The following is a 13,507-nucleotide window of genomic DNA, read 5'->3' as shown; positions in this document are numbered from 1 at the left end:
CTTAAAAGCTTAGGTTTAGGTTTAAAGTATAGGTTCTGGTACGTGGTTGTCCACCGTAGGCCACTTCAGGATCAACTCCATTAAAATCATGGCTATTGATTACAAAAGGGTTGGATACACCGCCGCCTAAAAACACATTTTTACACTTTATTTTTTTAACTACAGACTCTGGCAGAGCATAACTTACGTTGATGTTATTACAGCGAAAACTGGTGGCACTAACCACCCTATCAGTACTATAGTTATAGAACATGTAGAGGTTTTTATAAGTCTGATCGTTATTAGGTAAAGCCACACTAGGCAAACTACCGTTAGGCAAAGCTGGAACTGATGCGCCAGTATTAGATGGTGTCCATCTATCTAATATTAGTCTCGATAGATTTTCATATTCAGTAGGCAATCCGCTATTGTTAGACGCATAATTGTACAAAGGCGCTAAAAATCTCTTTCCACCCACCTGTAAATAAAATGAACTACTGAAGCTCAACATTTTGTACCTAAAATTCATTCCTAAGCCAGAGGTAAAATCAGGATCAAGCTTACCCATGTATTGCATAAATGAAGTAGGACTCTTAGGATCGGCACCTGGTGCAACACTTAAGTCAAAAGTCGGCTCGCCATTAGCGGGATTAATACCCGTGAACTTAAAAGCGTAAAATGCTGAAACTGGTTGACCTTCTACGTTGAGCTGACCGGAAGCAGCTGTACGCCAGCTTACCACTTGTGCCCCAGTTTTAGTAATGAGGTTACGATTTTTAGAGGTATTTAAACTCACCGACCAAGTAAAATTTCTAGTGCGTACTGGTACGAAATTAGCACTTACTTCATAGCCCTCATTTTTCATTGAACCGCCATTTACGTACATGTTAGGTACGCCGTATTCTAAAGGCACCGGTAATGTAGTGATCAAATCTCTACCTCTTTTTGTATAATATTCGATGGATCCGTTTACTTTATTTTGAAATAGATTCCAATCTAATCCTAAGTTTAAACTGGTTGTTTGCTCCCATCTTAAATCGCCGTAAGGTAAGTTACCTACGGTAAGTAGTGCCTCGCCAGTTAATGCATCGGTTGAATTAGCTGCTGCGCCTGTAGGAAGTTTGATAATTAAATCAGGGCTTATATTGGAAGCAATGTTACGTTGGAAACCGAACGAACTACGTAATGCTAAACCACTTAACCAGTTAGTACCTTCAAACCATTTTTCGTTAGCGATATTCCAACGGAAACCACCGGCCCAAACAGGATTAAATCTCTCATTGGTAAATTGCCCGAAACGGTTAGATCTATCATTTCTTACACTAATGTTAAACACATACCTACTAGCGTAAGAATAAGAAGAAGTTAAGTAAAGGCCCATGGTATTAACTCTCCTATCCGTAATACGAGGGATTGATACTAACAAAGAGTTTACTGTTTTTGCAGACGTTACAGTTAAGGGAAGTGTTGCAAACGACTTTCCTCTATCATGCAAATAACCATAAGCAGTAGCTTGATAGCCTTCGTAATTTGTGCTGTTGGTTTCTACACCAAGCATTGCACCTACTGTATGTTTTTGACCAAAAGTTTTATTAAACGACAAATTGTTACGCCAGCCAAAAGTTCTATTGGTACTAGTTACCTCGTTAAACTCGCCACCAACAGGCAATTTAGAGTTAATGTAGGCTGGATCTGCAGGGGTAATGCCATATTCTGCAAATCTTAACGTCTTAGATACGTACTCTGTTTTTTCAGTGGCATATGTTGATCCGTTAGTAGCAGATGAGTTGTAACTAAAAAGCGTTTGGAAACGAAAGTTATTGGAAATTTGATAGTTTAAATCCATACTTCCATTGGCAGTTAAAACATTGTTAACGTTTCCGGTTTCATTTATCTCATTGATGATATTGAACATGTAACCAGATACGTTTCTGTAAAAACTCAGTTCGCCATTAGGGTTGTAAGCTGCAATTGCTCTGTTTACTTTCGTAGCATAATCGTAAGGACTTACTTGGTAAAAGCCATTGGTAGTGTTTTTAGACGCTGCCAAACGAATACTTAGCGACAGATTTTTAAAAACCTGCGAAGTCATAGCCAAACTACCAGTAATGCCTTTGGTGTCGTTACCTGTAGCTGTACCATTAGTTGTGTTATAGCCAAATGACGAATAATATCTGGTATTAGAATTACCGCCCGAAATACCTAAGTTATGATTGTTACTAACAGGCGCCCGGAACAAAATGTCAAACCAGTTGGTATTCACCGTTTCCATGGCTGCCACCCTTGCGTTAAATTCGTCTTCGGTAATTGTTTTTAAGTAAAGATATTCATTTAAAGCACCTGCGTAACCAATGTTATTATTCACAAATGGCGAGGTTAAGCCTCTTTCAAAAATCTCCCTTGAAACGGCAACACGCTCTTTAGAGTTCATCAGGTTGAGCTTCTCATAGGTTACTTTATCAGTAATACTGAAATTGGTAGAGTAGTTAATAGATGGAGGACCAACTTGCCCTTTTTTAGTAGTGATTACAATTACACCATTAGCGGCCCTAACACCATAAATTGCTGTGGCTGAGGCATCCTTTAATACGGTAATATCTTGAATATCGTTTGGATTTAACCATCGGATTGAGTTACCAACAAAAGTTCTCAAATAGTCGAAGTTATCCGAATTGATATTACCTGCGGTGTTTAACTCTTGTGCTTTAAAAGGCAGTGGATCTTCCTGGATGATACCATCTACTACCCAAATAGGCTCCTGCGAACCTACCAAAGTAGAGGTACCCCTTACTCTCACGTTTTGTTTAGTGCCCAACATACCACTGGTATTGGTTACCACTACCCCTGCAAGTTTACCTTGCAAAGCTTGTTCTAACGTATTGATACCATTTAGGTTTAGGTCTTTGGCCTGTATCGTAGCCACCGAACCTACAACATCAGCTTTCTTAAGGATTTGGTAACCTGTTACTACCATTTCTTCCATTTCTTTAACGGCAGCATTAAGCGTAACGTCAACTGTAGCACGGTTACCAACGCCAACTTCTTTGGTCTCCATGCCTATGTAGGAAAAAATCAAGGTCGCATTATCTTGATCAATCACGTCAATTTTATATCTGCCATCCTTATCGGTAGCCGTGCGTACATTAAGCTCTTTTGATAGCACATTTACTCCGGGTATCGGCTTGCTATCCGTACTTACAACCCTACCAAGTACGGTACGGTACTTTATTGGAGCTGAACTTGACGAGCGATTTTCAACTGAAGTTTTTTCTTTAACTACAATAGTTTTGTTTTTAATAGTATAATTTAAAGGTTGATTTTTAAAACAAGCAGCCAAGGCATCGTCTAAAGAAACCTTCTGAACGTTGATACTTACTGGTTTTGCTTCGCTAATTTGCGACGAAGTATAAACGAAATCAAAACCTGTTTGCTTCCTGATTTCCTTAAAAATATCTACAATTTTTGCGTTGGTTTTAACAATAGAAACTGTTTGAGCATAGCTTGCCCTAACTTGAAAGGCGAAAACAGTAAGTAAGACTAAAGCTAGTCGTATGATTCGCCCCATAGATTGACCGGAGAAACAGGCGCAAAGCCCTCCCTCCAATGAAATGGTTTTTTTCATATATTTGAAGTGAATACCAAATGTTGCTGCATCGGGTATCCTAGTTTGTTTGGTTATAAGGTTAGTTGATTAAGTCAATTTTATCCGAACCGTTCCGAACTTTTAGCCGGGAGTGCTTCGAACCACTTCCGGTTTATTTTTTTATGAACGGTGTGATATTATACTACGGCATAACGATCACCCTCCTTCCTTCGATTTTGAAATGTACCGCACCAGTTTCTTCTAATGATGCCAACACTTCGGTGATTGGTTTATTTCGAGAGATTGTACCTCCAAAGCTCTCCTTTGTAATTGGCGACTGGTACACAACTTCCACATTGTACCAACGTCCAATCTCTTGCATTATGGTTTGAATTTTCTCATCAGCAAACTGAAAATTACCATTTTTCCAAGCTACTACCTCTTCAATATCTACATTGGCAGTAGCAATGTTTTGATCAGTAGCAAACGCCTGTTGACCCGGTACTATTACTTTTTGCTGCTTACCCGCAACCATTTTAACGCTTCCTTCTAACAAAGTGGTTTTAACACCAGGTTCATCTTCATAGTATTTTACGTTAAAGTGTGTACCTAAAACCTCCACAGTTTTATCGCCAACGGCAACAATAAAAGGTCTACGTTTTTTCTTGCCATCAACAACAGTTTCTGATTTCGCGATTTCAAAATAGGCCTCTCCCTTTAATTGTACATGTCTATCAACCGAGTTTGCAAAGTTGCTTGGCAAGGTTAAACTGCTCAATGCATTTAACCATACTTTTGAACCATCTGGTAATACCACTTGATAAGTACCACCTTTTGGTGTGCTTAATACCATGGCTTCGGCAGTTGAAATTTGATTTTTCGACAAAGCGATATCTGTGCCATCAGTGTAGGTTAAACTTTCAGCATCAATTACAATTCCTTCTTCATTTTCCTTTAACTGAATTACCTTGCCATTAGCAAGTTTCAAGGTTGCAGTACGCTTACCGGGAACAATTGGCTGATGCTTTGCAGCGTAATTGCCCATTATGGCATCGCTCCAACCTAAATTATAGGCTAAATAACCTAGTGTTACCAACAATACTGCCGCCGCTGAAGCAACCCAGCGTACATTAAGTTTAAGCCAAGAAGGTTTGCGGTTCTCTCTGTCTATTTTGGTCATCAGCTTAGCGTAAAGCTGTGCACCTAATAAATCTTGCTGAGCGATATTTGTATTTTCAAGCTCAATTTCACTATCGTCAAAAGAGGCGTACCATTTGTCGTAAATCGCTATCTCTTGTGGCGTAGCTGTTCCATTAAGCCTTTTATAGGCAATTTCTATAATAAAGTCAGGTTGAGTTTTCTTATTCAATTTTGATGCGTTTTAACATATAGTCGCATAACCAAAACCAAACCCTACATGTAATCGAAAAAAAAAATTATTTATTTAATAGATATAGCATTAGAGGAAGTCCGATATGCAGTTTATTCCTCAAAATTTTTAATGCCCTGGTGATATGAGCTTCCACCGTTTTTTCAGAAACGCCTAGTTCGGCAGCAATCTCAGCATAGGATTTAAATTCTTCCCTACTCATTTTAAAAACGATACGACATTTTTCTGGAAGCTGCTCTACATGATAGTCAAGTTGTTGCTTTAGCTCCCGTTCCGAAAACCATAACTGCGTGCTATCTACTCCATTATCACTAATGTGAATTTGGCTATCTGTCGTTTGTTGCTTCAAATACTGCTTCCTTTGTATGCTGATAATTTGATATTTGGCAGCCATGCTTAGATAAGTATTTAAACTGTATTGGATTTCTAAGCTTTCTCGTCTTTTCCATAAACTGAAAAATACATCCTGCACTACTTCTTCTGCTTCGAGTTGATTGTTTAAGCGATGAAAAGCTACCGCAAACACTTTATCCCAGAATCGCCTGTATATTTCCGTAAAAGCAGCCTGATCATCATAGCGTAAACGAGCAATTAATTCTGCATCGGTACAAGATTCAAGAGTAGACATTCTAGAGATAAACAATTTGTTAACACAATATTAAAAAATATTAACGAATTAAAAATCGTACTTAAGGTGCCTTTTTTAAAAAAGTTACCATAAATGGCGTTAACGATTGATCATATTCGTAGAAGCGTCAATTAAATCTAACTAAAATGCTTGATAAAATCAATTCCTTATAGTTTTAAAAATAAAAAGAGTGCAATAATGATTCGCCTGGACCTAAATTTGGCAGTCTAACTCGGAAAAGTTCACTGTAATGAGGTGATTAAGTTAACGTTTTTGGTTTTGCCGCTATATAAACTATTGTATTTGGGAGGCAACGAAGCAATCTTAATTCGTAAACCAGTCGCCCGGCAATAGTAGAAGGATTGCTTTGTGCCTAGCAACGACGGGGCGCTGTATCCAAAAGTTAATTAAATAGATACGATTATTAAAACTGATGCAAAAATCTATATATCAATCATTTAAATCAAATTCACCAAAAATTTATTTATATGGATATAGTACATTTACCACTGATGCGCCACGTTAAGATAGCATTCCAAATCCTCCACAAAATGACGAACTTTTTTAAAATCAGCCTGCAAAATACCTGAAGGAAAATTTGGTTTCAGCCGTACTTCAGAGCGATGAAAGCGAATATCGATCGTAAAATCGGTACCATTTAAAAGCTTAACTTCCAATTCAATTATCCCATTTTGCTCCTTAACATCTCCCGGTACATAATCAACAGCATCTGAAAACAAATCAATAAGATAGTTCGCTGCTGCTGTAGCCTTTTGATGGTAACTTTTAGATTTGTCTTTTGCGGAAGTACCGCCTCCTGATAAACGGCTTAATTGTAATTGCTGCATTTAAATGATATTGTTGCTTTGTAACAAGCCTACACATAAAATGTTTTGGATGCATTCAGATAATTATTAAAAATATTCGCTAAAGAACAAATTTCAAACCTAAGTAAGATAAATTCAGCAATAGTTTACGGTGAGCTTGTGGTATCGGGTCGATTAACCAAGGTAGAAAAGGCACTTTTTTTTTTGAAGATCAGGACAATTTTATTGCTCACATTGCCTGTGTCCGTAATCCGCATATCAAGCGCCTAGAGAGGGCTACCCTTGATGTTATGAAATATTTCAGTTGATAACTTGCTGACATAACTTCAATTCAAATTCTAAAAAGTGAACTGATCTGATTTTCAAACAAGAGGTAGATACATGCACAGCGTAATCAATTCTAAAGCGGTTACACTTCACTAATCATTAAAACTATGCAGGAATCTAACTCATTATTTATATGTCTGCCTCTATTGAAAAATCAATTTACAACCTATAGCAGGTTTACCAAAAATAGGCATAAAGTGCTGTTAAAATTGCCACAACAATACCCGCACCAAGTGCAAATGCATTATCTACCTTAAACATGTTACTATCAACCTCCAGTCCACGTTTTTGTTTATTGCGCTCAGCGTTACTGATAAACACCATACCCACCACGGCTATCAAGAATACAAAACCCATTCTGTCTAAAAAAGGAATTTCATACAGTACATTTCCATCATCCTGTTTAATAGGGTAAGAAAATCCTGACGCCGCCAAAAACTGCAAATCAACAAAGCGAGGTAAAAACTTGAACAAAACAGATAAGGCAAAACCTCCTACCGTTGCGAACATAGCGGCGTTTGAACTGGTTCTTTTCCAAAAGAAACCTAAAATAAACATCGCAAATATACCTGGACTAACGAAGCCAGTGTATTCTTGTATAAATTCGAATCCGCCTTTTTTATCGATACCCAAAAACGGAGCTAGTAATACGGCAACTAACATTGCTACCACTACAACTACCCTACCAACCATTACTAATTTAACTTCATTGGCATCAACATCAATTTTCTTTTTAAAGATATCTAGGGTAAAAATGGTAGCAATACTGTTCACCTTACCTGCCAAAGAAGCCACTACCGCAGCCGTTAAAGCGGCAAAAGCTAGGCCCTTAAGACCAACAGGTAGCAAATTTAACAACACTGGGTAAGCTTTATCAGGATTTAAGGTGCCATTTTGAAGCATCTCTGTTTGCAAACCTCCTTTCTGGTAAATTACATAGGCAGCGATTCCGGGTAAAACAACAATTACTGGCATTAACAATTTTAAAAAAGCGGCAAATAAAATCCCCTTGCGAGCTGTTTTCAAATCTGCACCTAAAGCACGTTGTGTGATATACTGATTGCATCCCCAATAATTTAAGTTCACTATCCACATCCCTCCTATAAGTACGGTGAGTCCCGGTAGGCTGGGATAATTGGTATTTTCTTTAGTGAAGATCATATGGAAATGGCTATCGGCATGTGTAGTCATATATTTAAAACCACTAACTATGCCCTGCTGTCCGTTAAGTTCAGCTACTCGATCAAGCGCCAAATAAGTAGTGACTAAACCCCCAAGTATGAGGAAAAACACTTGGATTACATCAGTATATCCAATAACTTTCATCCCTCCGAGCGCAATTACTATTGCAAAAGCGGCCAAGGCGTACATACAAAGTTTTGTATCTATTCCCGAAATACCGTTAATTGCTAGCGCACCCAAATACAAAATGGACGTTAAATTTACTACCACGTACAAGGCTAACCAGAACACCGCCATAATCATAGCTACTGTACCATTATAGCGTTCCTGTAAAAACTGCGGCATGGTGTAAATTTTGTTCTTCAGATATACAGGAATGAAAAAGATGGCTACGATGAGCAATGTTCCAGCGGCCATCCACTCGTATGTAGCAATGGCCAAGCCCATTTTAAATCCATTTCCGCTCATGGCGATAAATTGCTCTGAGGAAATATTGGAAGCTATTAACGATGTTCCAATAGCCCACCAAGTGAGTGAGCCTTCTGCTAAGAAATAATCATGAGATGCAGATACGGCTTTTTTCTTTTTACGGTAAATCCACCAGCCGTAGGTAGCAACTATTAAAAAATACACGAGAAAGACAATGTAGTCTTTCAAATCTAAACTGTTCATTTGGTTTGGTTTTATGGTTAGTTTTATAGCATTAGATGTATCTATTGATAATGTTTTCTAGGTATTCTTGTTTACCACTGATTGTTTTAGGTTCGCCGTTAGCCAACGCAAAATTGCGTAGATCATTTAATGTCAATTTACCGTTTTCAAAATCGGCACCCGCACCTTGATCAAAGGAAGCATATCTATTTTTTCTTACATCCAAATAATCAGATTTTTGAAGAATTAGATCAGCGGTTAATAAGGCCCTTGCAAACATATCCATACCTCCAATGTGTGCATAAAAAAGATCAGCCTGATCAGTAGAATTACGTCTAATTTTCGCATCGAAATTAATGCCTCCACCCTGTAAACCACCACTTTCCAAGATGATCAGCATGGCTTCGGTGAGTTCGTTGATGTCGTTAGGAAACTGATCAGTATCCCAACCATTTTGGTAATCACCTCGATTTGCATCAATAGAACCTAATAAATTGTGATTTGCCGCCACCTGCAGTTCATGTTGAAAGGTATGTCCGGCCAAAGTAGCGTGATTAACTTCAATATTCAGCTTAAAATCGTCCAACAAACCAAATTCCTGCAAAAATCCTTTTACAGTAGCCGCATCGTAATCGTATTGATGTTTTGAGGGCTCGCAGGGTTTAGGCTCGATGAAAAAAGTGCCAGTAAAGCCCTGCTGGCGAGCATAATCTTTGGCCATGTGTAAAAATTTTGCCAAATGTTCCTGTTCACGCTTCATATTCGTATTCAGTAAGCTCATGTAACCTTCTCTGCCGCCCCAGAAAACATAATTTTCACCGTTGAGCGCAATAGTTGCATCTAAAGCGGCCTTTACTTGTGCGCCGGCATGTGCCAATACGTGAAAATCGGGGTTGGTAGCCGCTCCGTTCATATAACGGGAATGACTAAATAAATTTGCCGTTCCCCAAAGTAGTTTCACGCCGCTCTCTTGTTGCTTTTGCTTGGCATATTCTACCATGGCCTGCAGCCTACGATCGTTCTCTGCAATATCATTCGTATAATCCACCACGTCCACATCGTGGAAACAATAGTAGGGCATTTGCATTTTGGTTATAAACTCGAAAGCGGCATCCATTTTGTCTTTTGCTCGTGCTATGGGATCCGTTTTTTTATCCCATTCAAAAACATGAGTTGACCCACCGAAGGGATCTGCACCGGTTCCGTTGAATGAATGCCAATAAGCACAGGCAAATCGCAAATGATCTTTCATGGTTTTCCCAGCGACCATTTTCCCTTCATCGTACCATCTAAATGCCAAGGGATTGTCGCTCTCCAACCCTTCATATTTAATTTGATCTATTCCTTTAAAAAATGTGGTTTCACCGGTGATAACTTTTCTCATGTTGTATTAATTAAATTCGTTTAGTTTATTGGTTAAAATATTTTTCCATTCCTGATATACTGGCTCGTAATCCCTGCTATTTCTCGGCTCAATGGTTTTTATCGGTTTCAGATTTTCGAAAGCTTCCTGCTCATTTTTATAAATACCCGCTCCAATACCGGCTCCCAAAGCAGCGCCCACACTGCCATCATTATCGAATAACTCCACCGGCGTTGCGGTAACGTCAACAAAAGTTTGAGCAAAAACCTCGCTTAGAAATAAGTTGGCTAAGCCCGCTCTAATAATACTGGGATCGAGCCCGTTTGAACGCATGATATCCAAACCATACCTAAAAGCAAAAGCAATTCCTTCCTGTACTGCCCTAAAAACATCAGCATTGGTATGTGTATTCAAGGAGATATTAAGCATTTGAGCACCAGTATATTTATTAGTAAGCATCCGCTCAGCACCATTTCCAAACGGTAAAACTTTTAACCCTTTGCTACCTATAGGTGATGTTTGAGATAGTTGATTAAGCTGTTGATAGCTCAACTGAGGCGCCCATTGCTGCTTTGCCCAACGGTACATGCTCCCTACACCATTGATGCAGAGTAGCACACCTGTATATGATTTGTTTTCGGAGTAATTGACGTGTGCAAAAGTATTTACTCTCGATTGGCTGTCGGCTTTCAACTGATCGCTAACGCCATATATTACCCCAGAAGTTCCTGCTGTTGCGGCCACCTCCCCAGGACGCATTACATTTAGCGAAAGCGCATTGTTCAACTGATCGCCGGCTTTATAGGTTACTGGAATGCCCGTTGATAGTCCAAGCAAAGTTGCTACATCCTTAGTTAGCTCTCCATGTACCGAAAAAAGAGGTTGTAGCTCCGGAATATGCTTCAGATCCAATTGATAATGCGCTAATACCTCATCTGCCAGCTGCTGTTTTTGAAAGTCCCAAAGTATGGCTTCGGAAAGCGCAGATACCGTGGTAGTAACTGCTCCGGTGAGCTTCATTGCTATAAAATCACCAGGAAGCATTGCCTTATCAATTAGGCTGTAAATTTCAGGTTCATGCTGTTTTACCCAAGCTAGTTTTGAAGCGGTGAAGTTTCCGGGAGAGTTGAGTAGACTAGCCAAACACTTGTCTTTTCCAATTTGCTCAAATGCATCTTCTCCTAATTCTACAGCCCTGCTATCGCACCAAATGATACTGTTACGCAATGTTTTCTGATGCTGATCTACCACCACTAAGCCATGCATTTGATAAGCAATGCCTATCGCCTTTACATTTGCTGCTTCTTCTTTATATCGTGAAGTTATTTTAAGGATGGCTTGCTGTACGCAATACCACCAATCATTGGGATCCTGCTCGGCCCATCCTGGTTTTACGGAAATGATATCAGCCTCCTTTTCCGGATACTGTGCCGTTGCAATGATTCGTTGATCGCCAGCGGCGACTAAGGCAACTTTTACTGATGATGTTCCAACATCAATCCCTAATAAATACATTTTATAATTTGGTTATAAAGAGGAAAGTTAAGATAGCTATTTTTTTGATACTTTGACAGTTAACGGAGCAGCCAAATCTCTTTTATAGTTTTTAAGGTAATTGAACCACTGCTCTTTATTGGTGATTTCGCCCGCCTTGTTCCAGGCTGCACCTGCATAGTAAATAAAAGGCTGATTGTTTTTAGCTGTGCTTATTGCCAACAGTTGTTTCTTTTGTTTAACATAACTGGTGGGTTTGGAAGGCAATATAGCACCTACTCCTGTGATACCATCTTCCCCATGTGCGGGTTCCCAGTAACCAACAACTCCATCGGGATCTGTCAATGTAAGTTTATCTGGTTCATTTCGAAAAATAAAACCAACGGCAACCGGGATTTCGGTGCGATTGTTAAAGGTGTAAACATGTGCTATTTTGTTCATTTGGCTGCCAGCATCAATGGTAATTGTTTTGACTGCGCTGATGGCCAATCCGTTTGCATTTGCTGCGGGATAAACCAACTGGAAGGTAGAACGCAGTGGTCCATTATCCAATACTTTGTAAGCGGTAAAATTTCCCAAATACCACACACTATCTGCGACATAAGGTGCGATATTTCCGGCTCCCAGCGTCTTTCCTACGTGATAATAATCCAAACCATCACCGTGGTCGATGTGATACTTATCTAATTTGTACCTATCGTTAATTACCATTTTGGCAGTTCGTTTTGCCCAAACATCAATGCCATGCGCATTTTCTTTGGTATTTTCCAGCGCTTTACCATACATCCTAAAAGCGATTTTATTGTTCTCCCAGGCAAAATCGTCTTTGCGCTCAGGTACGAAACGAGCATAGGTTTTTGTATCGTAAGGCGATGGTTTGCCTTTTTTTACTTGCAACATTACCTGCTCATCTGCTCCTACAGTTAACTGCACTAATAAATTCTGAACAGTCCTTAAGCCTTTATATTCCAGCTGATGCGCCACTTCCTGCCCATTTAATTGCTGAACTACAATGAAGTTAGCGGTGTCAATTGTAGGTGCAAGCTTAACAATTTCACTCCAAGGTACTTCTACTACTGCGTCCTTTCGCAGCGATGTACTTTTATTGTTTATTACTATTTTGGCAAGAATTTGAGCAAAAGCATGCAAATTACCTACAAACAACAATGCGAAAGTCAGGGTTAAAATTCTTTTCATGATTGGTTATTAAACGCCACTATTTACAAAAAAACCACCATCAACATTGATGATACTGCCGGTAACAAATGCCGAAGCATCACTTAAGAGCCACTGCAAAGCACCAATAAGTTCATCAGTATGCCCGAATCTTTTGAAAGGGGTTTGTTGAATCACCAAATTTCCCCGCTCTGTGTAGCTACCATCTGTATTGGTAAGTAAAGTTCTATTTTGTTCAGTAAGGAAAAATCCTGGTGCAATAGCATTGATCCGCAATTGATCGCCGTACCTATTAGCTAACTCCACCGCAAACCATTGGGTGTAGCAATCGATGGCAGCTTTACCCATACTGTAACCTAAAACTCTAGTAATTACACGTTTGGCACTCATGGAGGAAATATTTACTATACTGCCCCCATTTTGCACCATTGCGCTTCCAAAAACTTGTGAAGGCAGCAAGGTGCCCCATAAATTTAAATCGAGCGCTTTTTTCATGCCATCCATGTTCATCCCAAAAATATCATCTTCTTTTTGAAGAATTGCTTCAGGCATGTTACCACCTGCGGCATTTACCAAGCCATCAATCCTACCAAATTCATTAAGTATCTGTTCTTTTGCTTTTTGTAGGGAGTTTTCGTCGAGCACATCAGCTACTAGCGCCAATGCGCTACCTCCATTATGGATCACTTCGTTGGCCCGCTGGTGGGCCACATCTTTATTTCGGCCTAAAATACATACGGCTCCACCCGCATCTACTATTCCTTTGATAAACGATTTTCCTATAATTCCTGTGCCTCCGGTAAGCACAATCACTTTACCGGTTAACGAAAAGTTTTTATTCATTCCTTTATTTATTCATCTAAAAAAACACATTTAGCCATTGCCATTGCAACACCATAAAATAACG

Annotated in this window: 9 protein-coding genes; all 9 read right to left on the bottom strand. The window is 39.3% G+C overall.

Going from position 1 to position 13,507, the window contains the following annotated elements; translation table 11 throughout:
* Nucleotide 1: 1 nt before the first annotated feature.
* The 9 genes from ACY2A0_RS16520 to ACY2A0_RS16480 all read right to left on the bottom strand — a co-directional run bounded on the left by ACY2A0_RS16520 (nt 2) and on the right by ACY2A0_RS16480 (nt 13,443).
* Nucleotides 2-3,601, bottom strand: coding sequence for a SusC/RagA family TonB-linked outer membrane protein (locus ACY2A0_RS16520; RefSeq protein WP_461790470.1), 3,600 nt, complete (start codon nt 3,599-3,601; stop codon nt 2-4).
* A gap of 163 nt (nt 3,602-3,764) precedes the next feature.
* The gene (locus tag ACY2A0_RS16515; RefSeq protein ID WP_461790469.1) at nt 3,765-4,931 is read right to left on the bottom strand and encodes a FecR family protein; all 1,167 of its coding nucleotides are present in this window, start codon (nt 4,929-4,931) and stop codon (nt 3,765-3,767) included.
* A 67-nt stretch (nt 4,932-4,998) separates the two neighbouring features.
* Nucleotides 4,999-5,580, bottom strand: a complete 582-nt coding sequence (locus tag ACY2A0_RS16510) for an RNA polymerase sigma-70 factor (RefSeq protein ID WP_461790468.1) — start codon at nt 5,578-5,580, stop codon at nt 4,999-5,001.
* Between the two features lie 503 nt (nt 5,581-6,083).
* A complete protein-coding gene (locus ACY2A0_RS16505; RefSeq protein ID WP_461790467.1) occupies nt 6,084-6,428 on the bottom strand; it encodes a hypothetical protein in 345 nt (114 codons plus the stop codon).
* A 483-nt stretch (nt 6,429-6,911) separates the two neighbouring features.
* Nucleotides 6,912-8,588 (bottom strand): sodium:solute symporter family transporter, encoded by a 1,677-nt coding sequence (locus ACY2A0_RS16500; RefSeq protein WP_461790466.1) that lies wholly within the window; start codon nt 8,586-8,588, stop codon nt 6,912-6,914.
* 31 nt (nt 8,589-8,619) lie between these two features.
* On the bottom strand, nt 8,620-9,951 hold the full coding sequence (xylA, locus tag ACY2A0_RS16495; protein WP_461790465.1) for a xylose isomerase: 1,332 nt from the start codon (nt 9,949-9,951) through the stop codon (nt 8,620-8,622).
* A gap of 6 nt (nt 9,952-9,957) precedes the next feature.
* Nucleotides 9,958-11,445 (bottom strand): xylulokinase, encoded by a 1,488-nt coding sequence (locus tag ACY2A0_RS16490; RefSeq protein WP_461790464.1) that lies wholly within the window; start codon nt 11,443-11,445, stop codon nt 9,958-9,960.
* A gap of 36 nt (nt 11,446-11,481) precedes the next feature.
* Entirely contained in the window at nt 11,482-12,621 is a 1,140-nt protein-coding gene (locus tag ACY2A0_RS16485; RefSeq protein WP_461790463.1) for a DUF4861 family protein, read from the bottom strand.
* A 9-nt stretch (nt 12,622-12,630) separates the two neighbouring features.
* A complete protein-coding gene (locus ACY2A0_RS16480) occupies nt 12,631-13,443 on the bottom strand; it encodes an SDR family oxidoreductase (protein ID WP_461790462.1) in 813 nt (270 codons plus the stop codon).
* Nucleotides 13,444-13,507 lie beyond the last annotated feature (64 nt).

It is taken from the genome of Pedobacter sp. (assembly GCF_965249885.1).
GTDB lineage: Bacteria > Bacteroidota > Bacteroidia > Sphingobacteriales > Sphingobacteriaceae > Pedobacter.
This window is presented reverse-complemented; position numbering and strand designations above follow the sequence as displayed.